This is a genomic window from Pacificoceanicola algae (assembly GCF_049341065.1).
Lineage (GTDB): Bacteria > Pseudomonadota > Alphaproteobacteria > Rhodobacterales > Rhodobacteraceae > Pacificoceanicola.
The window spans coordinates 60,086-86,369 of record NZ_JBMPIX010000018.1 but is presented as its reverse complement, the minus strand read 5'-3'; the positions used below and the strand labels follow the sequence as shown (position 1 = coordinate 86,369).

Below are 26,284 nucleotides of genomic sequence, written 5' to 3'. Positions count from 1 at the left end.
TCGGCAGGCTCAAGGACTGGAGGCGCGTGGCAACCCGCTACGACCGGTGCCCAAAAGTCTTCCTTTCGGCCATCGCCATCGCAGCAGTCGTCATCTACTGGTTATGAATCCTGACCCTAGGAACACTTACTCCTAAGGGGCAGGTTGCAGGTTCGAATCCTGCCGGGATCACAATCGCCTTTGGTTGTTGCCATGCCGCTACTCTCGCGGCACAGTTTGCCTCATGCATCGCTATCCCATCGCAACCGCCGCACAGCTGGCCGAGTCGTCTTACAAGGCAACCACACACCCTTCGGTGGCTCCACGCATTGCGCGGTCGTTTGACAAAGGGGACGTGCAGGCGCATCTGCTCGACAATGGCGTGTTGCTGATACCCGGATCGAACTCTGTGATGGATTACCTTAAGTTCAATCTCAGAGTTATCTGGATTGCCGGGAAACGCTACAGCGTCCGGGACAATACCACCGAAAAAGGCGCCTCTGGGACGATCTGGCATCAGGGGTTTCTGCGGCACGCCAAGGCAATCTACGATTGGGTCGAAGAAAGCGGCACAAAACCAACCTATGTCATCGGTCATTCGCTTGGGGCGGCGGCCACCCAGATCCTGAGCAAAAGCTGGGGCATCGCCGGGATCGGTTTTGGCGCACCGCGCCCGCGCAAAGCGCGCGGTGCGATCAAGAACGACGAATTCTGCCTTTGCATCAACCGGGACGATGATCCCGTTTGCCGCCTGCCCGGCTCTTTCAACCATATGGGTACCGTGCACCGCGCCCATGCCAGCCGATCCAGCTTTGGCCCGGACCACAACATGCGCCACTATCGCGCGGTCGTGAAGGAAGAGCAGGCGAAAGGCACGCTGGCAAAGAACTGGCCGAACTGACAGGCCATAGGCGGATTAACCGCTTATGATACTTGGCAAATGCCGCTTTGGCTGCCACCGTGAATGGACAAGGATTGCCAAAATCAGGCCGCGACCATGCCCTACGCCAGATATGCCATCTACTACACTCTGCCCGCCGGACCGCTGTCTGAATTCGGGGCAGCCTGGCTGGGCTGGAACCTCTCCACCGGCGAGCGCCCCGATGCTCCGCAGGTCGCAAACCTGCCTGCCCCGGCCCATGATCTGAGCCAGACGCCGCGCAAATACGGCTTTCACGGCACGATCAAACCGCCATTCCATCTGACCGAGGGCGAAACAGCAAAAAGTCTGGACATTGCGCTGGCCGCTTTCTGCGCCAAGACAAGGGCGGTTCAATTGGACGGGCTGGAACTGGCCCGGCTTGGACGCTTTCTTGCGCTTGTGCCCACGGGCGACACCGCTCCGCTCAAGGCGCTGGCCGCCCGGGTGGTGGAAGACTTCGACCACTTTCGCGCGGCGCTTTCGGATGAGGAATTGCAACGCCGTCGCAGTCGCCCCCTGACCGCTGCGCAGGACGCCTTGCTGGAGCAATGGGGGTATCCTTATGTCATGGACGAATTTCGCTTTCACATGACCCTGACCGGTCAGTTGCCCAGTTCTGCGGCCAAACATACGCAAAATGCTTTGGCCCCTATTCTTGCCCCACTGCTTCCCGCGCCTTTCCACATAGACGCGTTGACGCTGTGCGGCGAAGACCACAGCGGAATGTTCCACAGCCTGGCTCGGTACAAGCTGGCCTAGGAATCTTCGCAAAACTGTCATTGAAGCAGCTTAGCCTGCGCAGGCGAGTGTGACCGCGCAGCCAGCGCAAGTATTAAGCGTTTTTGGCGTTCTTTGTGTGCTTTGTAGTCAGTTATTTCATCACCAAACCGAGGCGGCCCCCGGGTCGCCTCAATTTGGTTGGTTAACACTCTGTTACCTATGCATTTCGCTAAGAGCGGCTATTCCGTGGCGCGCCTAGTCAAATGCTGCATCGCGGCATATTTTGGGTATCAGTTACTGACCCAATCAGAACACGAGGCACTATCATGGCACATATCAACGCCCCCTATACAACCACCGCACCCACGTCGCCGCTGGCCGGTCTTGGCAACCGCATCCTGAGCGCACTGACCGCAATTGCAGAAGCGAACCCGCGGATGCGCGAGATGGAGCGTCTGAGTGCGAAATCCGACGCCGATCTGGCCAAAATGGGCCTGAAGCGCGAAGACATCGTACGCCACGTCCTGCGCGACACGCTCTATATCTGAGTTTACCTCAGGCAGATCATGACAAAGACCGCGCCCCGATGGGACGCGGCTTTTTCTTTGCGTTGCCGATACGCCCAATCATCGCGTCGCAAAGCAAAAGGCCGCCCACAAGGGACGGCCTTCGCAAACCAAGGAAGCGCAGAACTTAGTTCTGAGCGTAGTATTCGATCACGAGGTTCGGTTCCATCATCACCGGGTAAGGCACATCGGCCAGACCGGGGGCGCGGACGAAGGTCGCGGTCATTTTGGAGTGATCCGCTTCGATGTAATCCGGAACGTCACGCTCGGGCAGTTGGGTCGCTTCCAGCAGAGCAGCCATCTGGCGCGACTTCTCACGGACTTCGACGACGTCGCCCTCTTTTACACGGTAGGAGGGGATGTTGACGCGCTTGCCGTTCACCAGGACATGGCCGTGGTTCACGAACTGACGTGCTGCGAAAACGGTCGGCACGAACTTGGCGCGATAAACAACGGCGTCAAGACGGCGCTCGAGCAGGCCAATCAGGTTCTCGCCGGTGTCACCCTTCACACGAGCGGCCTCGGTGTAGATTTTCTTGAACTGCTTTTCGGTCAGATCGCCGTAGTAGCCCTTCAGCTTCTGCTTTGCGCGCAGCTGCAGGCCGAAGTCGGACATCTTGCCCTTGCGGCGCTGACCGTGCTGGCCGGGGCCGTATTCACGACGGTTGACGGGGGATTTCGGACGACCCCAGATGTTTTCACCCATCCGGCGGTCAATTTTGTACTTGGCAGACGTGCGTTTGGTCACGGCTGATCTCCTTCGTTTATGGTTTCGAAGGGCGTTGTCCTCTCCCTGGATTTGGCCAGGTCGACAGGCATCCTCTTACGAGGGCCACCAACACCAATGAAGCCGCGCTTATACGGGCTGCGATTGCGGAGTCAAGCGGCCGTGGAACTAACGACCACTTGTGTCAAATTCGCACGTTAAGAACTGTTTAAGGCCTGAGGCGCAAAACGGACAAAGCAGCTTTGACGGAGACGAAAGTGGCTCGGGAAAACAAGCAGTTCGCAAAGATTGTCGAGGGGCCTCGGAATGCCCTTGATCACGCCTTGTCCACAAGGGATGCCAACACGATGGACATGGTCCGCCGTGCCATCGAACATCGGCAAACCATGCTGGCCTATCAACCGGTTGTGCAGGCCCGGGATCAAGAGCGAGTCGCCTTTTACGAAGGGTTGATCCGGGTTCTTGATGAAACCGGCCGGGTGATACCTGCCAATGACTTCATCACAACTGTTGAGGATACAGAATACGGGCGCCTGCTGGATTGCATCGCTTTGGAAAAAGGTCTGGCCGAATTGTCGCGCGTGCCGAACCTGCGCCTGTCTATCAACATGTCTGCCCGCTCGATCGGCTATAAAAAGTGGACCCGAACGCTCAGCCGCGGTTTGTCAGGGGATCCCACTGTGGCCGAACGCCTGATTCTCGAGATCACCGAGACATCGGCCATGACGGTGCCAGAACTGGTGATTACCTTCATGCGTGATCTGCAAAACCAGGGGATTTCCTTTGCGATGGACGATTTTGGCGCCGGATTTACTGCTTTGCGGCACTTCAAGGAATTCAGTTTTGATATTCTGAAGATCGACGGCCAGTTCACCACTGGCATTGCCCGCGACCCAGACAATCAGGTTCTGGTCGCAGCCATGCAATCCATTGCCGAACAATTCGATATGTTCACCGTGGCGGAACGCGTGGAAAACGTCGCCGATGCAGACTGCCTGAAACAGATCGGCATCGATTGCCTGCAAGGTTACTACTTTGCCGCGCCCACCGTGCGCCCGGCCTGGCGGGAAGACAGCAGGCGCCGACACGCCTGACAGCGCGGCCTGAGACAGAACGTCCGCTTACGCTGCGTCGCAGAATAGGATAGCCCCTCGCCCATAACGCGAAAAATGCTGAGGTTCCGTCCCGCGCGGAATCACTGTATGCCTTCGCATACTCGCTTGGCTGGAGGAAATCACATGACCAATGTCGTAATCGCAAGCGCCGCACGTACTGCCGTCGGCAGTTTCGGTGGCTCGTTTGCCAATACCCCCGCACATGATCTTGGCGCTTCCGTGCTCGAAGCACTGGTTGCCCGCGCCGGTATCGATAAATCCGAGGTTTCGGAAACCATTCTCGGCCAGGTGCTGACAGCCGCACAGGGTCAGAACCCGGCCCGTCAGGCGCATATCAACGCCGGTCTGCCGATTGAAGCTGCCGCATGGGGCCTCAACCAGGTTTGTGGCTCGGGCCTGCGCGCTGTCGCCCTTGGTGCTCAGCACATTCAACTTGGCGATGCGGACATCATCTGCGCCGGTGGTCAGGAAAATATGACGCTCTCGCCCCACGCTGCCAATCTGCGCGCCGGCCACAAGATGGGCGATATGAAATATATCGATACCATGATCCGCGACGGTCTTTGGGATGCTTTCAACGGCTATCACATGGGCCAGACCGCCGAGAACGTGGCCAACCAATGGCAGATCACCCGCGACATGCAGGACGAATTTGCTGTTGCCTCGCAGAACAAGGCCGAAGCCGCCCAAAAGGCCGGCAGGTTCGACGACGAAGTCATCCCCTTCACTGTCAAGACCCGCAAGGGCGACATCGTGGTCGACAAGGATGAGTACATCCGCCACGGTGCCACCATGGAAGCCATGCAGAAACTGCGCCCGGCCTTCACCAAGGACGGCTCTGTTACTGCGGCCAATGCTTCGGGCCTGAATGACGGCGCGGCTGGTGTCTTGCTGATGTCGGCTGACAACGCGGAAAAGCGTGGCATCACTCCGATGGCCCGCATCGCGTCGTACGCAACCGCCGGCCTTGATCCGTCGATCATGGGTGTCGGTCCGATCTATGCATCGCGCAAGGCGCTGGAAAAAGCTGGCTGGAAGCCCGAAGATCTGGACCTCGTGGAAGCCAACGAAGCCTTTGCGGCGCAGGCCTGCGCCGTGAACAAGGAAATGGGCTGGGATCCGGAGATCGTCAACGTGAACGGCGGCGCCATTGCCATCGGCCACCCGATCGGCGCCTCGGGCGCGCGTATCCTGAACACCCTTCTGTTCGAAATGCAGCGCCGCGACGCCAAAAAAGGTCTCGCCACGCTTTGTATTGGCGGCGGCATGGGCGTTGCGCTCTGTGTGGAGCGTCCGTAACCGGCTTGATATCCGATACATAAGGGGCGCCAACCAGCGCCCCTTTTTTTGAACGGTGAAATTGTGGGAGGACGTTTGCGCAATAATCTTGCGCACAAACTCCCCACAGGATAACAACCTTACTAAAGATTTATTAAACTGGAGGACATCCCATGGCACGAGTTGCACTTGTCACCGGCGGCAGCCGCGGTATCGGCGAAGCCATTTCGAAACGCCTGAAGGCAGACGGCTATGAAGTCGCCGCGACCTATGCGGGCAATGACGAAGCCGCAGCCAAGTTCACAGAGGCGACCGGCATCAAAACCTACAAGTGGAACGTCGCGGATTACGACTCCTCCAAAGCTGGTATCGCGCAGGTCGAAGCTGACCTCGGCCCCATTGACGTGGTTGTCGCCAACGCTGGCATCACCCGCGACGCGCCCTTCCACAAGATGACACCCGAGCAGTGGAAAGAAGTGATCGACACCAACCTGACTGGCGTTTTCAACACCGTGCACCCGGTTTGGCCCGGCATGCGCGAACGCAAATTTGGCCGTGTCATCGTGATTTCTTCGATCAATGGCCAGAAAGGCCAGTTCGCCCAGGTAAACTATGCTGCGACCAAGGCGGGCGATCTGGGTATCATCAAGTCGCTGGCTCAAGAAGGCGCCCGCGCAGGGATCACCGCGAACGCGGTCTGCCCGGGATACATTGCAACCGAAATGGTCATGGCGATCCCTGAAAAAGTCCGCGATTCAATCGTGGCAGGCATCCCGGCGGGCCGTCTCGGCGAACCCGAAGAAATCGCGCGCTGCGTGGCCTTCCTTGCCTCTGACGACGCGGGCTTCATCAACGGCTCGACCATCTCGGCCAACGGCGCTCAGTTCTTCGTGTAATCACAGACTGCCGCCCCATGGGACGGCGGGCGGGGCGACGTGCGCAGCGCGAGCGCCGCACAGACGGACCCAATACTCAGGCGTTCCCACCTTGGGGACGCCTTTTCTGTGCGCCTTCGCACCAAACCCGCGCGATCATCGGCATTATCACGCGAATATGCGCGCTATATTGAAGTGCAAAGCAATTCAGGAGGCTCCCAATGCTGAACCAGATAAACGGCCTGCACCATGTCACCTCGCTTGCCAGTGGCGCGCAGGAAAATAACGCTTTCTTCACCAAGGCCCTTGGCCTGCGCCGTGTCAAAAAGACCGTCAACTTTGATGCACCCGATGTCTACCACCTGTACTACGGTGACGAACAGGGCACGCCCGGCACCGTCATGACCTATTTCCCCTTTCCGAACGCCCGTCGCGGTCGCGCTGGCACCGGCGAGGTTGCCACGACAGCCTTCACCGTCCCCAACGGTGCCCTGCCTTTCTGGGAAAAGCGGCTCGCGGAACTTAAAGTTTCAGGCCTCGAACGCACCACCCGACTTGGAGAAAACCGCCTGATGTTTCGCGGCCCCGACGGCGATGGATTTGCCTTGGTCGAAGCCCAGGACGACCGCACCCCGTGGGCAACCGACGACGTTCCTGAGGACGTGGCGATTCGAGGCTTCCACTCGGCCGATATGCGCCTGACCCAACGCGATGCCGAGGCCAGCGCAGAACTTCTGCGCTTCATGGGTTACGAAAAGGACGACAGCCAAGGCAGCACAACCCGTTTTCACGTGCCCGGCGGCAACGAGGCCAACGTCATCGACCTGACCACAACCGACGCCCCCCACGCCGATCAGGGCGCAGGCAGCGTGCATCACATCGCGTTTTCCGTGGATAACCGCGAAAAGCAGCTAGAGGTGCGCAAAGCTCTCATGGACACCGGATATCAGGTGACGCCAGTGATCGACCGCGACTATTTCTGGGCGATCTATTTCCGCACTCCAGGCGGCGTTCTGTTCGAAGTGGCCACAAACGAGCCTGGCTTTGACCGCGACGAAGACACAGCGCATCTGGGTGAGGCGCTGAAGCTGCCCAGCCAACACGAACACCTTCGTGCCAAGTTGGAACAGATGCTGGAGCCGATCAAAGACTAGGCCCGCGATTCACTGGTTTTTCAAGGGATTGGATTTAAGAAACGCGTTTCCGGTTTCCTCAGTGGGTCTGCCCGCCGCACGGGCAGACCTCTATGTCTTGACCCAATCAGGGCCACAAAGAAAATCTAAAGTGCTGGCTGCATTTCGATCTTGGAGATTTCTTCCTTGAGACGCAGCTTTTGCTTCTTCAGCTCGGCGACTCGCAGGTCATCAACGCCGGGAGCGGCCTGCGCCTCCTTTACGGCTTCCGACAAAGATTGATGCTTCTTCTTCAGTTCCTGCAGGTGCGAACTCAAGCTCATGGCATACTCCTTTTTTGCTCAGGGGTTCAGTGCAACACAACTCATCTAAGAAGTCACGCCGCAGATGCAGCATTTTGTCTCGGAAATGTTACAATGCCCGAGTGAACGGCAGAGTGGTTAAGAGAAGCTTAATTCTCGACCATGCCTAAGAATTTCTGTCAGCTTCTCTGTATATTGCTCCCAATCGCCTTCATGGGCCTTGCCGCGGTGCAGAATAAGGCCGGGATAAAAGCGAAAATCCGCTCTTCCCTCCTTGCGACCACGCAACAGAACGAGGCGCGGCGCGCGACCTTCGCGCGGCAATAGGGGCAACAACTCCAATGAGCCGAGGTGACGATGCATCGCCGCCAGCATCTCGGGCAGGCGCTCGGTTCTCTGGATAAATGTCGCGGTTCCCCGCGGGGCCAATCTGCGCGTGGCAGTTTGCACCCAATTCTCCATCGGCGTCGGCCCGGCCAGAGCAATCTCGCGCCCGCTGTCGTCAGCGCCCCGTCTCCGAGCCGCGTCAAAATAGGGGGGATTCGCCATCACATGGTCAAAACTGCGCTGGCGCATCTCGACAGGCGGGTCGCTCAGATCGCCCTCCCAGATCACGGCCTCCCGAGCGTTTTCTCGCAGGTTGCGCCGCGCCAGATCGGCATAGCCAGGCTGCAGCTCGATCCCGGCCAGCGTCAGCCCCGCCACCCGCGCGCCCAAACAGCACAGCGCTGGCCCTGCCCCGCACCCCAGTTCCAGCACCGACTGCCCCGGTTTGGCAGGGACAGAGGCCGCAAGCAGAACCGGATCAACCCCGGCGCGATAGCCATCACGCGGCTGCCACAGCCGAACCTGCCCACCTAGGAAATCGTCGCGCACAAGTGCACCCGGATCAAAGGGCTCAACCCTCAAATTTCACCCCAAAGTCACGAAGCACGCGCCGCGCCTGTTCCAGCTCAGCCGAGCGCACCATCAGGCGCCGTGGCAAAATGCCGATTGAGCCTTCGAGAACGCTCATGTTTACGTCCAATTCAAAGCTGTCTATACCCGCTTCGTCCAGAAGGGTTCGGGCGAGCGGGATGAGTGTTATGTCATTGGTGCGCAAAAGCTCTTCCATATTGGGGATTTAAGGACAAGGCTTGGCAAATGTCGAGCCTTGCACGGGAGTGTGATGAACGTGATGAACTCCGTGACCAAGCCGCACGAACGCTTGGCTGAACTACTGGCCAACGAAATGGCCGATGTGAACGCCCTGATCCGCGAGCGGATGACCTCTGAGCACGCGCCGCGCATCCCCGAAGTCACCGCACATCTGGTCGAAGCAGGCGGCAAGCGGTTGCGCCCGATGCTGACCTTGGCCACCGCCAAGATGTGCGGCTACACCGGCCCCTACCATGTGCATCTGGCAGCGACGGTCGAGTTTATCCACACCGCGACGCTGCTTCATGATGATGTGGTTGACGAAAGCGCAAAGCGCCGTGGACGGCCAACGGCGAATCTGCTCTGGGACAACAAATCCAGCGTGTTGGTTGGCGATTACCTGTTCGCCCGGTCCTTTCAATTGATGACCGATACCGGCAACCTGCGGGTGTTGCGCATCCTGTCCAACGCCGCCGCCACGATTGCCGAGGGCGAAGTTCTGCAGCTGACCGCCGCACAGGATCTGAAAACAAGTGAAAAGACCTATCTGCAAGTCGTCCGCGGCAAGACGGCAGCGTTGTTCTCTGCCGCGACCGAGGTTGGCGGCGTCATCGCGGATCGCCCCGAAGAGGAAATTCAGGCGCTTTTCGATTACGGTGACGCGTTGGGGATCGCGTTCCAGATTGTCGACGATCTGCTGGATTACTGGGGCGGCGATGCGACGGGAAAAAACATTGGCGACGATTTCCGCGAACGCAAGCTGACCCTGCCGTTGATCAAGGCCTATGCCGCTGCAAACGATGAAGAGCGCGCCTTTTGGAAGCGCGTGATCGAAAAGGGCGACCAGCGCGACGGTGATCTTGAGCGCGCTCTGGAGCTGCTAAACACCCACGGCGCGTTGGAGGCCACCCGGCAAGAGGCACTGTCATGGACCGCAAAGGCCAAGACCGCCATGGAAATCCTGCCGCAAAGCGAGATGCGCGATCTGTTGATTGATCTGAACGATTACGTGGTGGCGCGGGTCACCTAAGAAGCGTCGCGCGCACCCACCAAGCCGGGTGCAGGTCCTGCAGCTGTGCCGCGTGAAATTTTGCGCTTTCCGGTGACTCGTAAAGGGCAAAGCAAGTCGCTCCAGAGCCGGACATCCGCGAAAGATATGGGTTGGTGGCGTCCAAAGCTGAAAGCACTTGCCCCATCACCGGCTGCGCGGAGATCGCCGGGACTTGCAGATCGTTCCGCTGTTGATCGAGCCAGTGCATTAACTTCCCAAGTCCACCCTGAGTCGGAATGTCAGGCATGGCCGGATTTTGTTTGCTCTCCAAGGCTTTGAACATTGCGGGGGTCGGAACATGCACACCCGGATTGACCAGAATCGCGCCGATCTCCTCGCCGAATTCTATAGGCGCCAATTCCTCGCCGATACCAGACATGCGAGAGGCTCTTGCCAAGCGGCAAACCGGAACATCAGCGCCAAGCTGCAGGGCATCTGCATTGCTGCCCAAAGCCCGCAGCACCGCGCCCGCGTCCGATGATCCGCCGCCTATCCCGGCGCCATGTGGCAGCTGCTTGTCCAAAGCTATATGTCCGGTCCAATCCGCCAGCTCGGCAGCACGCCATGCCAGATTGCGGGCGTCACACGGGACACCGTCAGCGAAGGGGCCAGTGATCCCCATCGACATCTTGGGCCCCGGCGTCAATGTCAAACGATCCCCCAAGTCTGCAAACACGACCAGCGAATCCAGCAGATGATAGCCGTCAGCGCGCTGGCCGGTCACATGCAGGGTCAGGTTGATCTTGGCGGGGGCGAATGCCTCAATCGGCGTTTTCATCGGCAACCTGCAGAGGCGGCGCGCCTTCTTCGGCCAGAACCACATCCAAACCAACCTCGATCTTGCGCTTGATCCGCTCTGGGTCCGCCTCTTCTGCGGCGTCTTCCCAATCGACGAAAGACAGGGCGCGCTTCCACATGAAGGTTGCTTCCATCTTGCGCCCAACGGACCAATAGACATCGCCCAGATGGTCGTTGACGATCGGGTCGATCGGTATCAGTTCGGCGGCCCGCTCCATCGGGGCGACGGCCTCTTCGTAGCGGCCAAGGCGATACAGCACCCATCCGAGGCTATCGACGATATAGCCCGAGTTGGGTTGTGCCGCGACGGCGCGTTCGATCATGTCCAGCGCTTCGTCCAGTTTGCTTTTCTGCTCGACCAAGGAATACCCAAGGTAATTCAGAACGTTCGGTTGTTCTGGGCTAAGCTTCAGCGCCTCGCGAAAATCCGCTTCCCCTTTGGCCCAATCGCCGCCGCGCTCATAGCAGATGCCACGCGCGTAATAAAGAAACCACTGGCGGTCGGTGATCTCTTCGTATCGGTCCAGCGCGTTGGTGTAGCCAATGACCGCCTCGTCAAAGCGCTCCATCTGGCGCATCAAGTCGGCATAAGCCGAATGTACGACAGGCAGATCACCGTGGGTTTCGGTCAGCGTTTTCAGAACGACGGCGGCCTCTTCCATCTTGCCTTCGGACCGGAGCGCTTCGGCCCGGCCCATTTCGGCCGCATGGAAAGCGGGATCTTCTTCCGGGACGCGTTGATAGGCCTCGATGGCCAGATCATATTGCTTCATGTCGCCCAAAAGCTCGGCCGAGAGAAGAATCGCATCCACATGATCTGGGCGCAGGTATTCCGCGAGCCGGGTGTAAACAAGCGTCAGATCCCCGCTCGATTCATTGGCAAGCGCACTGCCAAGGGTAAAGAACACCTCGGCAAGACCATCGCGGGCAGAGCGCACATGGGTGAACGGCATGGATGTGCCCTTTTCCAGCTCAGCGCGCATCTGCGACAGGCCCGGATCAAGGTCGCGGCCAAAGGCGGTGTCCAAAAGTTCGATGGCTTCCGGATTTCGGTCAAGTTGGCTCAGAATCTCGGCGCGGGCCATAACGCCGCGACGGGTCATGCCCATGCCGCCAGGGCTGTCCTTGGCAAACAGCGCCTCGGCGCTTTCGAAATCCCCGACCGAGGCCAGGGCCAGCGCCTTGTGATACACTGCAAATGGTCCCAGGCCCTGTACCTTGGCGACATCGTCAAAAGCCACCAATGCGGCGCTCATATCGCCCTGGCCCAGTTGAGCCCACGCCTTGGCCAAACCATCCGACAGCGGACCAAGCCCACGATCTTCGTTGATCGCCTGAAGTATCGCGCTGTAGTTTTCCGCCTTGGCGTCCCGTGCGATCACGGACATCTGCCCCAGTTGGCTTGCTTGCCCTTCCGAGGCCAATTTGTCAGCCAGCCCAGCTGCCTTGTCGATCTCGCCAAGTGAAATATTGGCAAGAATGGCTCGCTCCAGAAGTTCCGGTTTTTTCGGGTCAAACAGGATTGCGCGACCGTAATAGCGAGCCGCAGCTTTGTAATCGCCGCTAAAACTGGCCTGACGCCCGGCAAGGTAATCACCCGCCACACCATTTGCCGATGCTGCCTGCGCCGCAATTAGCCCCGCGGCCAATAGCCCTGCGTGGATCGCCTTTGTCCAAGCCATAACCCTGCTGCTCTCCGTTCTGGTTTGTATTTTGACAAAGGGTAGGGCCTGTGACCAAGACTGACAAGCACCAGGCTGCGCCGCAGCCTCACGATCAGGCGATCAGCCCCTTATGCCCGCCGCATATAGCCCGAAGGCAAGTCGCGAAATTGCCGTAGGTTCGACAGTTGGGCCAAAGTAATTGGCAGTTCAAAGATCAACGCACCGCCGGTCCTTTCGCGGCGGACAACACGCGCCGACACTGGCTTGCCCATGGCAGAAAACTGGACCTTTTCCCCAATTCGAGGCGGCGTAGGCCCGGCAAATCGCAGGCCGGTCAGGCTGACGTTTGTAATACGCACCACAACGGGTCCGCTTTCCGTCGCAAGCTCTACAGCCCAAGAACTCGGCCAACGTTCAGAACGCAATTCCATGGCATCCCCGGCAAGATTTGACTCGCCGGAGAATATCGCGCCAAATTCCTAACGGCCCGTTACATGTTTGGATAGTTCGGTCCGTCTCCGCCCTGTGGCACTGTCCAGTTAATGTTCTGGCTGGGATCCTTGATGTCGCAGGTCTTGCAGTGCACACAGTTCTGGAAGTTCACCACAAATTCTTTTCCGCCGTCCTTTTCGACCACTTCGTAGACGCCTGCGGGGCAGTAACGCTGCGCCGGTTCGGCGTATTTCGGCAGGTTGACGACAATCGGAACATTCGGATCTTTCAGCTGCAGGTGCGCAGGCTGGCTTTCCTCATGATTGGTGAAGGAAAACGACACGTTGGTCAAACGGTCGAAGGACAGTTTGCCATCGGGCTTGGGGTAGTCGATCGGCTCGCACAGGGCCGCCATCTTTGTCGCTTCGGCATCTGTCTTGCCATGTTTGAGCGTCCCAAGCAGCGAAAAGCCCAGGGTGTTGGTCCACATATCAAAGCCACCCAGCGCCAACGACGCCGTCAGGCCAAATTTCGACCAAAGCGGCTTGACGTTGCGCACTTTTTTCAGGTCTTTGCCGATCGCACCCTTGCGCACCTCTACCTCGTAATCGTGCAGCTCGTCCTGCGCGCGGCCAGCCTTGATCGCCTTGGCCGCAGCCTCGGCAGCGGCGATCCCGGACAGCATGGCGTTGTGGTTGCCCTTGATGCGCGGCACGTTCACCATGCCGACCGAACAGCCCAGCATCGCCACACCGGGCGCCACCATCTGCGGCATCGACTGATAGCCACCCTCGGAAATCGCCCGCGCGCCATAGGCCACGCGTTTGCCGCCTTCGAGCAGATTGGCCACCATCGGATGATGTTTGAAGCGCTGGAATTCCATGTAGGGGTAAAGGTAGGGGTTCTCGTAGTTCAGGTGGACGACGAAACCGACGTAAACCTGATTGTTCTCAAGGTGGTAGATGAACGAACCGCCGCCCGCATTGCTGCCCAGCGGCCAGCCCATGGTATGGGTGACGCTGCCCTCGCGGTGCTTGGCCGGGTCGATTTCCCAGATTTCCTTCATGCCAAGGCCGAATTTCTGCGGATCCTTGCCGTCCGACAGGCCGTAGCGTTCAATCACCTGCTTGGACAGGCTGCCGCGCACGCCCTCGGCGAGGAAGACATATTTGCCCAGCAGCTCCATTCCGGGTTCATAGCCGTCCCCCGGCGTACCATCGGAATTCTTGCCAAATTCACCGGCGACAACACCGCGAATTGTGCCCGCTTCGCCCCAGACCAATTCGGAACAAGCCATACCGGGGAAAATCTCGACGCCCAGCGCCTCGGCCTGTTCGGCCATCCAGCGGCAGACATTGCCCATCGAGACGATGTAATTGCCGTGGTTGTTCATCAGCGGCGGCATCGGGAAATTCGGGATTTTCACCTGTCCGGCTTCGCCGAGCATATAAAAATTGTCCTCGCGCACCGGAACGGTCAACGGCGCGCCTTTTTCCTTCCAATCCGGGATAAGCTTGTTCAGCCCGCAGGGGTCCAGAACCGCGCCGGACAGGATATGCGCCCCAACCTCCGAGCCCTTCTCGAGAACGACAACCTCAAGGTCCGGGTCGATCTGTTTCAGGCGGATCGCAGCAGACAAGCCCGCCGGGCCAGCCCCCACGATCACAACATCATATTCCATCGACTCGCGCGTAACGTCGCTCATGGCGGCTCCTTCCCCGGGGGCTTGGAAATAATCTTTCGCGCATGATTAGCGCGGCAGCGCAGCATGGGTCAATCGCGACACGGCGTTACAATGCTTGTCTGCGACCTATTGCCAGCCGCAAAACATACCTCCCGCAGCCGACCGCACAGAGATTTGGGGCGGGCGACGGCCCATGCGCGGGCGCTTTAACCAATCACTGCCGCCGATTGTCGCCAATGAGACTGCAAGCTCTCTCTCTTGATGCGCTAAGCCTCGCCGGTTCAACCACTAGAAATGCTGGACTTTTGCACCACAGTGTTGCACTGGACGCCAGCGATTGCCATTCTACCCATAAGACACGACACGCGGACAGTGCATGGCTTGGTCGGCCTGAGCACGACAAGAGACTGGAACGACCCCATGGAAAAGATACTTATCACCCGCGCGGGCTTTACCGCGCTCGAAACCGAATTGAAAAAGCTCAAGTCCGTTGAGCGCCCCTCGGTGATTCAGGCGATCGCCGAAGCGCGCGAGCTGGGCGATCTAAAGGAAAACGCCGAATACCATTCGGCGCGCGAAAAGCAGGGCTTTATCGAAGGTCGCATTCAGGAAGTCGAGGGCATCCTCGGTCTGGCCGAGGTGATCGACCCCAAAACCCTGTCCGGCGCAGTCAAATTCGGCGCCACGGTCACAGTGGTCGACGAAGACACCGACGAAGAAAAGACTTGGCAGATCGTCGGCGAACATGAGGCCAACATCGAAAAGGGCCTGCTCAATGTGAAGTCCCCGATCGCGCGCGCCCTGATTGGCAAAGACGAAGGCGACAGCGTCGAAGTGCGGACGCCGGGCGGCGAAAAGGGCTACGAGATCCTGTCCATCCAATACAAGTGAAGCCAGCAAACATGGCCGACGAAAAACAAACCCGCCCGACACCTCCGGGCCTATATGACCGATCGGAGGCCAACACCGTGACCGGGGTCGAAGTGGCGGCCGTTGCGGCCACGGTGATCTGGGTCCTGTTGTCTGGCGGGTACTTTATGTTCGGCCAACCAACCGAAGGGGCGGGGATTCGTTTTTTGCTGGCCCTTATGGTTATCGTTTTGCCGGTATCGCTGATCTGGGTCGCCGCCTTGTCGGCGCGTTCCGCCCGGATGATGCGCAGCGAAAGCGCGCGACTGCAGGCCGCGATTGACGCAATCCGTCAGGCCTATGTGTCGCAAGTCCAGAAGGGCCGCAGCGAACCGCCGCACCCGGGGCTTCTGAAGCGACTGGACGAAATCGCTGCAGGTCAGAAGAACCTTGAGGCAACGCTGGCGATGATCGGCGCGACCCGCATGGCCGAAGCCGCGCACCCTGCTCAGATGCCGGATGCGACAATGACGGATGACCAACCTGCTCTATCGCTTGGCACCCCCGCCGAAGCGCTGCAACCGCCGCTGTCCAATGCGGACTTCATCACCGCACTGAACTTTCCTGAGACCGCAGAAGATGTCGAAGGTTTCAACGCCCTGCGCCGCGCTCTCAAAGACCGCAATGCGGCGCATCTGATTCAGGCCGCTCAAGACATTCTGACGCTGCTGAGCCAGGACGGCATCTACATGGACGACCTGCGCCCCGATCTGGCCCGCCCCGAGGTTTGGCGCGCCTTTGCCCAAGGCGCACGCGGCCGCGCCATCGCGGCGCTTGGCGGCGTACGGGACCGTTCGTCTTTGGCACTGGCTCAGGGCCGCATGAAACAAGACCCCATTTTCCGCGACGCGGCCCACCACTTCCTGCGCCGCTTCGACCGCAGCTTTGCGGGTTTCGAGCCCAACGCCTCGGATACTGAAATCACCGATTTTGCCGGCACCCGGTCAGCGCGGGCTTTCATGCTGCTGGGCCGTGTCGCCGGGACCTTCGACTAAGCCGCTTGGACCGATCAACGCCCAGAAACACTACAGTCCGAAACTTCCGAACGGGATATAGCGCACCAAATCCCCCGGAGCGACTGAGCGCGCGCCATCCTCCAATTCCACCAAGCCATCTGCCCAGCTTAGTCCCGACACCCGGCCAGAGCCTTCGGATTTGAACACCTCGACCTGACCGCCGCGCATTCGCGCCCGCAGATATTCCCTGCGCCCCGGCTTTTTGTTCTTGGAAAAGGCGGCAGGAACGTCGAAACCCTGCGGTTTGTCCCAGCCCGCGCCTGCCAAAAGGCCCATGGCCGGGCGCGCAAAAATCAAGGCGCAGACAAAGGCCGCCACCGGGTTGCCCGGCAAGCCAAAGACCGGAGCGCCATTCCACAGCCCCAGCGCAAGCGGGCGTCCGGGTTTCAGCGCTATCCGCCATTCCTGCATAGCCCCTGCCTCGCGCAACAGCGCCGAGACGTGGTCTTCGTCCCCGGCCGACGCGCCGCCAGAGGTGAGAACCAGATGCGCCTTGTCCGCCGCCTCGTCCAATCGCGTGCGTAGCGCCGAACGGTCGTCAGCGACCCGGCCCATATCAACCGGCTCAAAGCCGAAACGCGCGATCATCGACAGTAACATGGGACGGTTGGCATCAAAAATCTGCCCCGGCGCGGCCTTGGCACCCGGCTCGACCACTTCATCGCCAGTCGACAAAACCGCGACACGCAGCTTTTCATAAACCGGTAACACGCTAAGGCCGACCGCCGCCGCAAGCGACAGATCGGCTGGCGTCAATAACCGCCCCGCCGCCAGCGCAATCTGCCCTTCGGCCACGTCTTCTCCGGCCCGGCGGGTATTGGACCCCGGCTTGATCCCTCCGCGAAAGGCCACTTGCCCGCCGTCCACCGCGCAATCTTCGTCCAGAACAACCGTATCCACGCCATCCGGCAAGGCAGCCCCGGTCAAGACACGCAAGGCATGGCCCGCTGGCACAGCGCCAGCAAACGGCGCCCCTGCAGCCGAGCGCCCGCTGATCAACGGCAAGACAACATCCCCGTCAGGCAAGCTTTGCGCCGCAAACCCATAGCCATCGACCGCTGTGTTCGCCTCGGGCGGGTTGGCGCGCCGCGCCCTGACATCCTGCGCCAAAACCCGCCCCATGGCTTGCGCCAAAGGCGCGCTTTGCGTACCGACCACAGGCGTCAGGCGATCTTCCAGCATGTTCAGGGCCTGATCGACCGGCGTCCAGTCAACGCCCGGAGGAAGGGCGAAACAATCGTTGCGCAACGGTGGGGGTTTCAATGACACGAGACGGCCAGCTCCTTTTCAAATCCCAGTCCGAGGATCCACCCCTCTTCCGGGGCATCGACCTTTAGCATGGACCGTAGACGCGCAGGATCAAGACCCTCCAGCACCTTTGCCAGCGTCTGCACCTGAACGGCGTCGCGGATATCTTCCGGACCAGTCAGCGCCCGCACCGATGCGTTGATCAACCCCGGCCATATCTCGACAAAGGCGACGGGCGCGTCCAACGGATCAAAGGGCCAAACTGCAATCTGTCCATGAAATCGCCGCCGGAGCCGGTTCAAGACCGGCAAGCCCAGCAGGACTTGCGAGCCGACAGCCCCGGCCCCGCCCAATTGCCAGCAAGTAAAGCTGCCCTTGGCGTGCCTCTCGCACATGCGCCGTTCAACAAATGGATTGGCATAATTGGCCTTGTTGCGCGGTACCCCGGCGATGTCGCGGCGCAGCGGGTTGAACCAGAACGGCCCCTTGCCCGCGCCGTGGTTCAGATTGATCTGGCCCGCCACATCGACACGGTTGTTGCCCTTTGGAGCATCCTCGATGCGGGCCTCAAGCCAATCCCAAATCGCCAAGGGATCGTCCCGCCCTGTCAAAGCCCTGGCGAACCCCGCCGGATACCCAAAGGGAAAATCGAAGCCGATCATCAAACGTTCACCGCACGAAAGAGCCATGTCAATCCGGTTACTTAGCACCTGCTCTGCCACAAGACGGTTGCGCAGATATTGCGGCGCTTCTCCTGCTTCGCCCATCCAGATCGCATCTTTGCGTGGGCGCGGCCCGGTGTCATTGCCCCCGGACCAATCAACCATCACATAGCGATCGAATGCCTTCAAAGTCCGACCTCGGACAGGACAAAATCTGCAATCCCTTTGGTGTCATTCAGATCAAATACCGGACGATCAAGCTCCAGCGGCACATCGCTGGCCACAGCGCGGATGGTCGGATCGCCCGGCGCAATCAGGTCATTCCCGGTTTCGGCCCGGTGCGCCTCGACCTTGGGGTGGTTGTCGCGTTTATAACCCTCGATCAGCACCAGATCGACGGGGGCAAGGCGCAGCAAGAGATCAGACAACTGCGGTTCGGCATCGCCGCGCAGTTCGGTCATGTGGGCCACGCGATTGCGCGAGGACAGGATCACCTCGGACGCCCCCGCCACGCGGTGCCGATGGCTGTCCTTACCGGGGTGATCGACGTCAAATGTGTGATGCGCGTGTTTGACAGTAGACACGGTAAAGCCGCGCCCTGTGATTTCGGTCACAAGGCGTTCCATCAACCCGGTCTTGCCTGCGTTTTTCCACCCGGTGACGCCGTAAATTCTCATAAAAGTTCCTCGGCCCGGGTCAGATCCTCGGGCGTGTTGACGTTGAAGAAGAGATCGAACGGATCACTCGGGAACAGGCATTCGCGGCCACCGTGCTTGTCGGTCCAAAGGACAACCTTTTTCAAGCCGCCCTGCAAAGCCGCGCGCAGGTCATCGCGCAGGGCAACAGGCCAGAGGCCGAATGTGGGATGCCGGATCAACCCCGAACGCGATTTCGACTTGGTTTGCGCGTCGCCCTTGGTCGCCGCAAGAACCAGCGGATGCGTCTGCCCTTCAGCGGTCAGCAGCAGGCGCGGCACCAGATCGCAGGGGAAAAACGGCGTGTCGGCTGCGACGGTCACGATGGCCTCGGCCCCTTGCTCCGCCGCCCAATCCAACCCCGCAAGAACCCCCGCAAGAGGACCTGCAAAGCCCGGAATGCTGTCGGCGATGACCGGCAGGCCGGTACTTTCAAACCGAGCGGCATCGCCATTGGCGTTCAAGGCCAAAGCAGCCACCTGAGGCTGCAGCCGTTCGATCACATGACCCAGCAAGGGGCGCCCCCCCAGGGGCAACAGCGCCTTGTCACCGCCGCCCATACGCGTCGCCAACCCGCCTGCGAGGATCACGCCAAGGGGTTGCTTCATGCCGCCCTCCGCGCGGCCGAATGCCATGCCTTGATCTGATCTCGAATTTCCAAAGAATCACCCGCCTGCGCCAACATGCGATCCGGCAAGACATACCCCTGATTGCCCATGGTCGGCATGATCAATTGCTTTGCCTCTTGGATCGTGTCGATATCCGACCAGACGGTCAGGCTGTGCGACCGTCCGTTGTTGAAACTGATACCTTCATCGGAAAGGCTTAGTCTTTGGCCTTTCATGACCGGGCCGGTCAGATAGGCCTCTGCTGATCGGCGACGTATCACTCGGCCAAAGCTCATCATCCCTGCCGCAAACGCCATGGCGACCAGCCACCATCCTATCGGAGCTTGCTGGCCAGCGTTGGAATAGCCGAAGGCACGAAACACAAGAAAGGATATAATGAAACCGGCCATTGCAAAGCTGGCCCCAACGAACACCCCGTATAACAGGGTCAATATTGTCCAACCACCTCGGTAGATTGATCGGCAGGCCATTTGCATTCCCTTGGCAACTTCGGCCTTTGTCGGGGTGTAATCGAACTCGTACATCACTCGGCACTTTTCCTTCCGGGTTTTCTGGAGTCCTCGGGCACGCTGTCGGGGTCTGCGTCCCAGTCCAGGCGCTCCTCACCCGACAGGCAGACAAACCGCTTGCCGCGCATACGGCCGATGCAGGTCAACCCGACCTGCCGGGCGATTTCCACGCCCCAAGCGGTGAACCCCGAGCGCGAAGCCAGCACCGGGATGCCCATCAGCGCCGTCTTGATCACCATTTCCGAGGTCAGCCGCCCGGTGGTATAGAGGATCTTGTCGTCTGCCGAGATGCCATTCAGGAACATCCAACCAGCGATCTTGTCGACGGCGTTATGGCGGCCCACGTCCTCCATATAGACCAGCGGGCGGTCCTGCGCGCAAAGCACCGAACCGTGGATCGCCCCCGCCTGCAAATACAGCGAAGGTGTCGTGTTGATCCGATGCGCCAACGCGTAGAGCCAAGAAGTTTTGACATGGGTTTCCGGCAGGGTCAGCCCTTCGAGCCCTTCCATCATGTCGCCAAAAACCGTACCCACAGCGCAACCCGATGTGCGGGTCTTTTTCTTGACCTTTTCCTCGTAGGTGGTTTTTGACGCCGTGCGTACCACGACCACCTCAAGATCGTCGTCATAATCGACCGCTGTGATCACCTCATCGTTCTTCAGCATACCCTGATTGCGCAGAAAGCCGACGGCCAGATACTCGGGGTAGTCCCCGATGGTCATCGCCGTCACAACCTCTTGGGAATTCAGAAAAATCGTCAGGGGGCGTTCCTCGACCACCGAGATTTCGGTCAGCGCGCCGGTGTGGTCGGTGCCCGTTACCTCGCGGGTCAGGCGCGGTGCCGTAGGGTCAGGGGCGATGATATAGTCTTGGGGCAATTGCATCTGGCCTTTGGCTTGGGTAGGGCGAAGGAAGGTTCGCAGAGGTCAAGTCATGGCGCAGCAGGATGTGATGTCAAGCTACTGGCGCGGGGTACGTGAAGGCACCCCCTTCCTTCTGGTCGTCGTGCCATTTGCGCTGCTCTTTGGCGTGATCGCAACCGAAGCAGGCCTGAGCGTCTTTGAAACGCTCAGCTTTTCGGTCGTGGTGATCGCAGGCGCTGCGCAGTTCACCGCGATCCAATTGATGACGGACAATGCGCCGACGGTTGTGGTCCTGATTTCGGCGCTGGCGGTCAACCTGCGGATGGCAATGTACTCCGCCTCGATCACGCCGCACCTTGGGCCGCTGCCGTTCTGGAAACGCGCCGTGGCTGCTTATTTCCTTGTTGATCAGACCTACGCCGCCTCGGTGCTGGAATACGAACGCCGCCCGGACATGACGCTGGCCGAGAAGTTCGCTTTTTTCATGGGGGTCGTCACGCCGATTTGCCCTCCATGGTACGTCGCGACATTGGTCGGCGCCTATATGGGCAATGCCATTCCCGCCGAATTGGGGCTCGACATGGTGCTGCCCATCGCCTTTATCGCAATGCTTGGCCCTGCCCTGCGCACCCGCGCCCATATCTTTGCCGCGTTGATGGCCACCGTTCTTGCGCTGCTCTTTGTGTGGGTGCCCTACAATCTGGGCCTGATCATCGCTGGTATCGGCGGCATGATGACCGGAGCGGAAATCGAACGGAGAACCGGGACATGATCGACAAAAGCGATCTCTGGATCGTGATTTGCGCCCTTGGGCTAGGCTCTTTCGGGCTGCGCTTTGTGTTTCTGGGCATCGTCGGGGATCGCGCCATGCCGGAATGGCTGCTACGGCATCTGCGGTATACGGCGGTGGCGATCATGCCCGCGCTGGTAGCTCCGCTGGTGCTTTGGCCCACGGCCACAGGCGGCAACACCGACCCGCTACGCCTGAGCGCGGCAGTTCTTGCCCTTGCAGCCGCCTATCTGACGAAAAGTGTATACGGAGGCATGGGCGCCGGGGCGCTGGTCATGCTGGCGGGCGCTTACTGGCCCGTCTGAGCCACTTTGCCCTTTGCAGCCTGTTCGGCTTCGAACTTGGCAATAGCAATGGATTTATCGTCCGAGTCGTTCTCATAAAGCGTGCGCTCGGTGACGCCGGGCAGTTTGGCAAATTGATCTGCCAGGTTGTTCGGGTACCAGGTGCCCTTGATCGATTGAAAGCCCGGCAATTGCGACAGCAAGGCCGAGGTCGAGGCCGAGCACTGCGCCGATGCAACCGGACCGCGCGTCTGCGCCATACGCAGCGCGGCTTCGGCCACCTCGGGCGAGACCTGAATGGTCTGTATGCGAACATGATAGGTTTCGCGAGCATGAGCGCGTTCGTAGAATTCCCGCACCTGCGGCGTGATGCCATAAAGAACATCGCGCATCTCTGGCACTGCACGCAGGCGAACCGAGCCAGCCGGATCAAACACCACGCGCTGCGAGGCATTGATCATAAGGCTCGTATGCGCGCCAGAGCCCGACCGATTGTTGATCATGGTATAAAGGGTCAGCTCGGGCGGCCCGGGGTGACGGTATGCTGCGGCGGCAACCTCTTCCGGGGTCGAATCAACACCCGAGAAATTTGCGCCGCATCCAGCAAGCATCAAGGCCGCAGAAACGGCCAGAACCATGGCGCGCAGTCCCATTGGCACCCCCCCTTTAACAATGTTTACAAATCGCGGGCGGCGATCAGGAATTGAATACGGCCATGAAAATAACAAGGCAGAGGATCACGATCACCGTGCGAATGGTGAATGTGATAAACCCATTAAAGGTCTTTTCCTGAGTGGTGATATCCATGGTGCCGTGCTTGTGTTCAGCCATGTTTGCCAGTCCTGTTTTTAGCGTTCCGCAGAGGATTTATCGCATTTCTTTCGCCCTGTCACGGCAGCATTGATGCGCAAATGTCGCGGCTTCAGACGGTGCCCAGTTCTTTTGCCAACTGAAAACCGATGCGGCGCGGCTCTTTTTGTTCCACCTCTTTGGGCAGGGCACGCAGGATCACAGACAACTGGCTGACGTGCTGAATCAACTGGGTCCGCAAGCCATCGGCGTCCGCGCCGTAAAAAGTCACGATGTCCGGGTCGAAATAACCTAGCCCTTCGATGCGCAGCACACCGGCTTCGCCTCCGGCAAAGCCCATGGCGACCTCGTGTTCATTGTCCAACTGTTCTTCGAAGTTCTGGATGTAAAGAATCAAGCGTTCATAGGCCCATTCCGCCGGGCTTTTGTTCTTGACCGGTGTCTGCGCAACCGCTTCGGGCAAAGGGCTGCACTTTGCGGGCGTGTCATCGGTATGAACCTCGATCCGGCGCGGTATTGCATCGGCCTCATGCGCCTCGGCGGTTGTGGCGATGGTATCATCCATGGCAAGCCTCCTTCACTGCGGTTGAACAGGCGCGTCCTTGGTATCATCCTTAACCAAGCTGCCCGGAATGTCTAAGGCCGGGATAATGCGCAAGCCGGTCATCTTGCGGCAGGTGTCCACGACTTCGGCCGTAAGCCGACCAGCACAGGCTTAGCAGGCCGTGAAAGCCCAAGCGCCATCTTCGCGCAACTCGCGCGTCGCGCGACCTTCATGCCAAAGGTGCAGGCAATGCGCCATCGCCTCGACCAGCGCCAACCCGTATTCCGCATCACCAATCCTGCGCTTGAACAGCGGTGGAAAGCATTCGCCCGCTGCGCAAGGCGTTTTCAAATGCGCGTGCAAGCGGTCGAGCGCCGAATGGTGGTTTTCGATCAACTGGTGCATGCGGGCAGAAAGGCCGGTGAAGGGCAGCTTGTGGCCCCCCAGCACCAGATGCTCGGGCCGCGCCAAAGCAGAGAGCCTTTCACAGGCCTCAAGCCAGTCCGCTACGGGATCGGCCTTGGGTTCGGTTGCATAGACACCGAGGTTCGAACTGATCGAGGGAAGGATCTGGTCGCCGGCAATCAGCAGATCGCAATCGCGCGACCAAAGCGTGGCGTGTTCCGGTGCATGGCCATTGCCGATGTGCACGTCCCATGTTCGTCCGCCCGCATTGATGGTGTCGCCCTGCTTGATCCGCGTGAAGCCCAAGGGCATCGGATAGACGCAATCGGCAAAATTGAACGGACGTTCCGCCATGCGCTGCGACAGCACCTCGGGCGCCATGCCGCAGTGCTTCCAATAGCTTATGGTCTCAGCGGACGGTCTGTCCTGTTCATCCAGCAGCAACATTCGGGCAAAAAGCCATGCCGTCCGCGTCGTGACAAGCTCCGCGCCATGTTCGGACTGGAACCAGCCCGCAAGCCCGATGTGGTCTGGGTGATGATGGGTGACAATCACCCGCGTGACGGGTTTGCCGCCCAGAGGCCCCGCCATGGCCTGTTCCCAATAGGCCCGAGATTTTCCCGTCGAAAAGCCGGTATCCACAATCGTCCAGCCATCTCCGTCATCCAGCGCATAGACATTCACGTGATCCAGTTTCATCGGCAGCGGCATGCGCAACCAAAGGACGCCTTCGGCCACCTCGATGGCCTCGCCCGGGGTGGGGGGAGTTTCCCAAGGGTAGCGGATCAGGGTGTCGGCGCCGTCCATCATACCGCGAGATCGTCCGGCGAAATCGCCATCAACTCTGAATCGCCTGCCTTGGCATGGGAAAACAGGCCGGCGTGTTCAGGCAGCAGCCGGGTGATGTAGAAACGCGCAATCCGCGCATGAGGCCCATCAGGCCGCGCCATCGCCGCGCGCAGGTGATAGTGGCCGCCCAAAACGCGCGCAAAACCGCGCAAGAAGGGCACCGCGCCCGCAAACCGCTGCGACATGTCCATGCTTACAAGAACCTCGATGGTCTCGCGCAGGGTTTCGCAGGCTTGCCAGACCGGTTCGGCCAGATCGGGCAGGCTGGCGCGGGCGCTTTCGGCGCATGCCTCAAGCTCATCCAGCAGTCGGAAGGCCGCCTCGCCGCCGTCCATCATCTTGCGGCCCACAAGGTCCATGGCCTGAATTCCGTTGGTGCCTTCGTAGATGGCTGTCACGCGCACGTCGCGCAGATACTGCGCCGCACCGGTTTCCTCGATGTAGCCCATGCCGCCATGCACCTGCACACCCATGCTTGCCACGTCGATCCCCGTGTCAGTGCCAAAGGCCTTGGCGATTGGGGTCAGCAGGGCCGCGCGGGCCTGCCAATCGGCCTCGCCTGTGGCGCGGGCCATATCGATGGCCACCGCACAGTCGAGCGCAATGGCGCGGGCAGCAAAGACTTCGGCCTTCATGGTGGCCAGCATCCGCCGCACGTCCGCGTGACCGATGATCGTGCCCTCGGGCGAACGGCCCTGTTTGCGTTCCTGCGCATAGGTCAGCGCGTGCTGATAGGCGCCCTCGGCCACGCCGATCCCCTGCCCGCCAACACCAAGACGGGCGTTGTTCATCATGGTGAACATGGCGCGCATGCCGTCGTGGGGTTCGCCAACCAGCCAGCCTTGTGCGCCGTCGTATTGCATCACGCAGGTCGGACTACCGTGCAGACCAAGCTTGTGTTCAAGGCTGACCACCTTGAGGCTGTTGGCCACGCCCGGATTGCCGTCTTCGTCCGGGATCAGCTTGGGCACGAGGAACAGGCTGATGCCCTTGGTTCCCGGAACCCCATCGGGCAGGCGCGCCAGCACAAGGTGGCAAACGTTTTGGGTGAAATCGTTGTCGCCCCAGCTGATATAGATCTTCTGGCCCGTGATCGCGTAGGTACCGTCGCCATTCGGCTCGGCCTTTGAGGCCAGAGCGCCAACGTCGGACCCAGCCTGCGGTTCGGTCAGGTTCATTGTTCCGGCCCATTCGCCGCTGACCAGCTTGGGCAGGTACAGTGCCTTCATCTCATCGCTGGCATGGTGCTCCAGCGCTTCGATCTGTCCCTGCGTCATCAAGGGGTTGAGCTGCAAGGACAGGCAGGCCGCGCTCATCATCTCGTTCACGGCGGTGGTCACCGTCATCGGCAGCCCCATGCCGCCGTGTTCGGGATCCGCCGCAATGGCAACCCAGCCGCCCTCAGCGATCGACTTGTAGCCCTCTGCAAAGCCCCTGGAGGTTCGGACGATCCCGTTCTCCAGCCGCGCAGGATCAAGATCGCCGTTGCGGTTGAGCGGCGCCAGTACCTCTTGGCACATCTTTCCAGCCTCGGTCAGGATCGCTTCGACCATATCCGGTGTTGCTTCGGCAAAGCGTTCTGTCTTGGTGACCTGAGCAAAATCGACAACATCGCTCAGAAGCAGGCGGTAATCATCCAATGGGGCATGATAAGGCATGGGCTCTCCTGTTCACTTGGCAAGGCG

Annotated in this window: 31 protein-coding genes and 1 pseudogene; 13 read left to right on the top strand and 19 right to left on the bottom strand. The window is 59.9% G+C overall.

The window, feature by feature from the left end:
• From ACOYQJ_RS19990 to ACOYQJ_RS19975, 4 genes and pseudogenes are all read left to right on the top strand, one after another.
• A pseudogene (locus tag ACOYQJ_RS19990) lies at positions 1–107 on the top strand (IS5/IS1182 family transposase); the annotation flags it as partial.
• A gap of 116 nt (positions 108–223) precedes the next feature.
• Positions 224–880: an alpha/beta hydrolase family protein gene (locus ACOYQJ_RS19985; RefSeq protein ID WP_422907776.1), complete on the top strand. Its 657-nt coding sequence runs from the start codon at positions 224–226 to the stop codon at positions 878–880.
• Between the two features lie 96 nt (positions 881–976).
• Entirely contained in the window at positions 977–1,660 is a 684-nt protein-coding gene (locus tag ACOYQJ_RS19980) for a DUF1045 domain-containing protein (protein ID WP_422907775.1), read from the top strand.
• 287 nt (positions 1,661–1,947) lie between these two features.
• Positions 1,948–2,169 carry a DUF1127 domain-containing protein gene (locus tag ACOYQJ_RS19975; RefSeq protein WP_422907774.1) on the top strand — a complete coding sequence of 74 codons (222 nt, stop codon included), beginning with the start codon at positions 1,948–1,950 and terminating at the stop codon, positions 2,167–2,169.
• A gap of 145 nt (positions 2,170–2,314) precedes the next feature.
• On the opposite strand, the gene rpsD is transcribed toward ACOYQJ_RS19975, so the two are convergent.
• Positions 2,315–2,935, bottom strand: coding sequence for a 30S ribosomal protein S4 (gene rpsD / locus ACOYQJ_RS19970; RefSeq protein ID WP_422907773.1), 621 nt, complete (start codon positions 2,933–2,935; stop codon positions 2,315–2,317).
• Between the two features lie 236 nt (positions 2,936–3,171).
• On the opposite strand from rpsD, the gene ACOYQJ_RS19965 reads away from it, so the two are divergent.
• The 4 genes from ACOYQJ_RS19965 to ACOYQJ_RS19950 all read left to right on the top strand — a co-directional run bounded on the left by ACOYQJ_RS19965 (position 3,172) and on the right by ACOYQJ_RS19950 (position 7,336).
• Positions 3,172–4,008 (top strand): EAL domain-containing protein, encoded by an 837-nt coding sequence (locus ACOYQJ_RS19965; protein ID WP_422907772.1) that lies wholly within the window; start codon positions 3,172–3,174, stop codon positions 4,006–4,008.
• Positions 4,009–4,152: 144 nt separating this feature from the next.
• Positions 4,153–5,328, top strand: a complete 1,176-nt coding sequence (locus ACOYQJ_RS19960; RefSeq protein ID WP_422907771.1) for an acetyl-CoA C-acetyltransferase — start codon at positions 4,153–4,155, stop codon at positions 5,326–5,328.
• 152 nt (positions 5,329–5,480) lie between these two features.
• On the top strand, positions 5,481–6,203 hold the full coding sequence (phbB, locus tag ACOYQJ_RS19955) for an acetoacetyl-CoA reductase (protein ID WP_422907770.1): 723 nt from the start codon (positions 5,481–5,483) through the stop codon (positions 6,201–6,203).
• Between the two features lie 200 nt (positions 6,204–6,403).
• Positions 6,404–7,336 carry a VOC family protein gene (locus ACOYQJ_RS19950; RefSeq protein ID WP_422907769.1) on the top strand — a complete coding sequence of 311 codons (933 nt, stop codon included), beginning with the start codon at positions 6,404–6,406 and terminating at the stop codon, positions 7,334–7,336.
• Between the two features lie 125 nt (positions 7,337–7,461).
• On the opposite strand, the gene ACOYQJ_RS19945 is transcribed toward ACOYQJ_RS19950, so the two are convergent.
• From ACOYQJ_RS19945 to ACOYQJ_RS19935, 3 genes are all read right to left on the bottom strand, one after another.
• On the bottom strand, positions 7,462–7,638 hold the full coding sequence (locus ACOYQJ_RS19945) for a YdcH family protein (RefSeq protein WP_422907768.1): 177 nt from the start codon (positions 7,636–7,638) through the stop codon (positions 7,462–7,464).
• A 117-nt stretch (positions 7,639–7,755) separates the two neighbouring features.
• Positions 7,756–8,526, bottom strand: a complete 771-nt coding sequence (locus ACOYQJ_RS19940) for a tRNA1(Val) (adenine(37)-N6)-methyltransferase (protein WP_422907767.1) — start codon at positions 8,524–8,526, stop codon at positions 7,756–7,758.
• Positions 8,516–8,731, bottom strand: coding sequence for a putative signal transducing protein (locus ACOYQJ_RS19935; protein WP_422907766.1), 216 nt, complete (start codon positions 8,729–8,731; stop codon positions 8,516–8,518). The genes ACOYQJ_RS19940 and ACOYQJ_RS19935 overlap by 11 nt, the downstream gene beginning before the upstream one ends.
• A gap of 54 nt (positions 8,732–8,785) precedes the next feature.
• Here ACOYQJ_RS19935 and ACOYQJ_RS19930 point away from each other — a divergent pair, with 54 nt between their 5' ends.
• Positions 8,786–9,784: a polyprenyl synthetase family protein gene (locus ACOYQJ_RS19930; protein ID WP_422907765.1), complete on the top strand. Its 999-nt coding sequence runs from the start codon at positions 8,786–8,788 to the stop codon at positions 9,782–9,784.
• Here ACOYQJ_RS19930 and ACOYQJ_RS19925 read toward each other — a convergent pair.
• From ACOYQJ_RS19925 to ACOYQJ_RS19910, 4 genes are all read right to left on the bottom strand, one after another.
• On the bottom strand, positions 9,777–10,583 hold the full coding sequence (locus ACOYQJ_RS19925) for a 4-(cytidine 5'-diphospho)-2-C-methyl-D-erythritol kinase (protein WP_422907764.1): 807 nt from the start codon (positions 10,581–10,583) through the stop codon (positions 9,777–9,779). The genes ACOYQJ_RS19930 and ACOYQJ_RS19925 overlap by 8 nt on opposite strands.
• Positions 10,567–12,285, bottom strand: a complete 1,719-nt coding sequence (locus tag ACOYQJ_RS19920) for a tetratricopeptide repeat protein (RefSeq protein WP_422907763.1) — start codon at positions 12,283–12,285, stop codon at positions 10,567–10,569. Before ACOYQJ_RS19920 ends, ACOYQJ_RS19925 begins: the two co-directional genes overlap by 17 nt.
• Before the next feature lie 110 nt (positions 12,286–12,395).
• Positions 12,396–12,698 (bottom strand): PilZ domain-containing protein, encoded by a 303-nt coding sequence (locus ACOYQJ_RS19915; protein ID WP_422907762.1) that lies wholly within the window; start codon positions 12,696–12,698, stop codon positions 12,396–12,398.
• A gap of 59 nt (positions 12,699–12,757) precedes the next feature.
• Positions 12,758–14,404 carry an electron transfer flavoprotein-ubiquinone oxidoreductase gene (locus ACOYQJ_RS19910; RefSeq protein WP_422907761.1) on the bottom strand — a complete coding sequence of 549 codons (1,647 nt, stop codon included), beginning with the start codon at positions 14,402–14,404 and terminating at the stop codon, positions 12,758–12,760.
• Between the two features lie 399 nt (positions 14,405–14,803).
• Here ACOYQJ_RS19910 and greA point away from each other — a divergent pair, with 399 nt between their 5' ends.
• The gene (gene greA, locus ACOYQJ_RS19905; RefSeq protein ID WP_422907760.1) at positions 14,804–15,274 is read left to right on the top strand and encodes a transcription elongation factor GreA; all 471 of its coding nucleotides are present in this window, start codon (positions 14,804–14,806) and stop codon (positions 15,272–15,274) included.
• Positions 15,275–15,285: 11 nt separating this feature from the next.
• A complete protein-coding gene (locus tag ACOYQJ_RS19900; protein WP_422907759.1) occupies positions 15,286–16,287 on the top strand; it encodes a hypothetical protein in 1,002 nt (333 codons plus the stop codon).
• Between the two features lie 30 nt (positions 16,288–16,317).
• On the opposite strand, the gene ACOYQJ_RS19895 is transcribed toward ACOYQJ_RS19900, so the two are convergent.
• From ACOYQJ_RS19895 to ACOYQJ_RS19870, 6 genes are read right to left on the bottom strand one after another with little or no spacing between them, the layout of a single operon-like run.
• Positions 16,318–17,577, bottom strand: coding sequence for a molybdenum cofactor synthesis domain-containing protein (locus tag ACOYQJ_RS19895; protein ID WP_422907758.1), 1,260 nt, complete (start codon positions 17,575–17,577; stop codon positions 16,318–16,320).
• Positions 17,568–18,407, bottom strand: coding sequence for a molybdopterin guanine dinucleotide synthesis (locus tag ACOYQJ_RS19890; RefSeq protein ID WP_422907757.1), 840 nt, complete (start codon positions 18,405–18,407; stop codon positions 17,568–17,570). The genes ACOYQJ_RS19895 and ACOYQJ_RS19890 overlap by 10 nt, the downstream gene beginning before the upstream one ends.
• On the bottom strand, positions 18,404–18,895 hold the full coding sequence (mobB, locus tag ACOYQJ_RS19885) for a molybdopterin-guanine dinucleotide biosynthesis protein B (protein ID WP_422907756.1): 492 nt from the start codon (positions 18,893–18,895) through the stop codon (positions 18,404–18,406). Before mobB ends, ACOYQJ_RS19890 begins: the two co-directional genes overlap by 4 nt.
• Complete coding sequence (gene mobA, locus ACOYQJ_RS19880) at positions 18,892–19,521, bottom strand: molybdenum cofactor guanylyltransferase MobA (protein WP_422907755.1); 630 nt, start codon at positions 19,519–19,521, stop codon at positions 18,892–18,894. The genes mobB and mobA overlap by 4 nt, the downstream gene beginning before the upstream one ends.
• Positions 19,518–20,069 (bottom strand): YcxB family protein, encoded by a 552-nt coding sequence (locus ACOYQJ_RS19875; protein ID WP_422907754.1) that lies wholly within the window; start codon positions 20,067–20,069, stop codon positions 19,518–19,520. Before ACOYQJ_RS19875 ends, mobA begins: the two co-directional genes overlap by 4 nt.
• Positions 20,066–20,938 carry a formate dehydrogenase accessory sulfurtransferase FdhD gene (locus tag ACOYQJ_RS19870; RefSeq protein ID WP_422907753.1) on the bottom strand — a complete coding sequence of 291 codons (873 nt, stop codon included), beginning with the start codon at positions 20,936–20,938 and terminating at the stop codon, positions 20,066–20,068. Before ACOYQJ_RS19870 ends, ACOYQJ_RS19875 begins: the two co-directional genes overlap by 4 nt.
• A gap of 49 nt (positions 20,939–20,987) precedes the next feature.
• Between ACOYQJ_RS19870 and ACOYQJ_RS19865 the strand changes: the two genes are divergently transcribed.
• Both ACOYQJ_RS19865 and ACOYQJ_RS19860 read left to right on the top strand, forming a co-directional pair.
• The gene (locus tag ACOYQJ_RS19865) at positions 20,988–21,689 is read left to right on the top strand and encodes an AzlC family ABC transporter permease (RefSeq protein WP_422907752.1); all 702 of its coding nucleotides are present in this window, start codon (positions 20,988–20,990) and stop codon (positions 21,687–21,689) included.
• The gene (locus tag ACOYQJ_RS19860; RefSeq protein ID WP_422907751.1) at positions 21,686–22,012 is read left to right on the top strand and encodes an AzlD domain-containing protein; all 327 of its coding nucleotides are present in this window, start codon (positions 21,686–21,688) and stop codon (positions 22,010–22,012) included. The genes ACOYQJ_RS19865 and ACOYQJ_RS19860 overlap by 4 nt, the downstream gene beginning before the upstream one ends.
• On the opposite strand, the gene ACOYQJ_RS19855 is transcribed toward ACOYQJ_RS19860, so the two are convergent.
• From ACOYQJ_RS19855 to ACOYQJ_RS19835, 5 genes are all read right to left on the bottom strand, one after another.
• Positions 21,997–22,644 carry a hypothetical protein gene (locus ACOYQJ_RS19855; protein ID WP_422907750.1) on the bottom strand — a complete coding sequence of 216 codons (648 nt, stop codon included), beginning with the start codon at positions 22,642–22,644 and terminating at the stop codon, positions 21,997–21,999. The genes ACOYQJ_RS19860 and ACOYQJ_RS19855 overlap by 16 nt on opposite strands.
• Positions 22,645–22,687: 43 nt before the next feature.
• Positions 22,688–22,822, bottom strand: coding sequence for an aa3-type cytochrome c oxidase subunit IV (locus ACOYQJ_RS19850; protein ID WP_422907749.1), 135 nt, complete (start codon positions 22,820–22,822; stop codon positions 22,688–22,690).
• Between the two features lie 91 nt (positions 22,823–22,913).
• Positions 22,914–23,366 (bottom strand): DUF6173 family protein, encoded by a 453-nt coding sequence (locus tag ACOYQJ_RS19845; protein WP_422907748.1) that lies wholly within the window; start codon positions 23,364–23,366, stop codon positions 22,914–22,916.
• Between the two features lie 150 nt (positions 23,367–23,516).
• The gene (locus tag ACOYQJ_RS19840) at positions 23,517–24,560 is read right to left on the bottom strand and encodes an MBL fold metallo-hydrolase (protein ID WP_422907747.1); all 1,044 of its coding nucleotides are present in this window, start codon (positions 24,558–24,560) and stop codon (positions 23,517–23,519) included.
• On the bottom strand, positions 24,557–26,257 hold the full coding sequence (locus ACOYQJ_RS19835; RefSeq protein ID WP_422907746.1) for an acyl-CoA dehydrogenase: 1,701 nt from the start codon (positions 26,255–26,257) through the stop codon (positions 24,557–24,559). Before ACOYQJ_RS19835 ends, ACOYQJ_RS19840 begins: the two co-directional genes overlap by 4 nt.
• Positions 26,258–26,284: the final 27 nt, after the last annotated feature.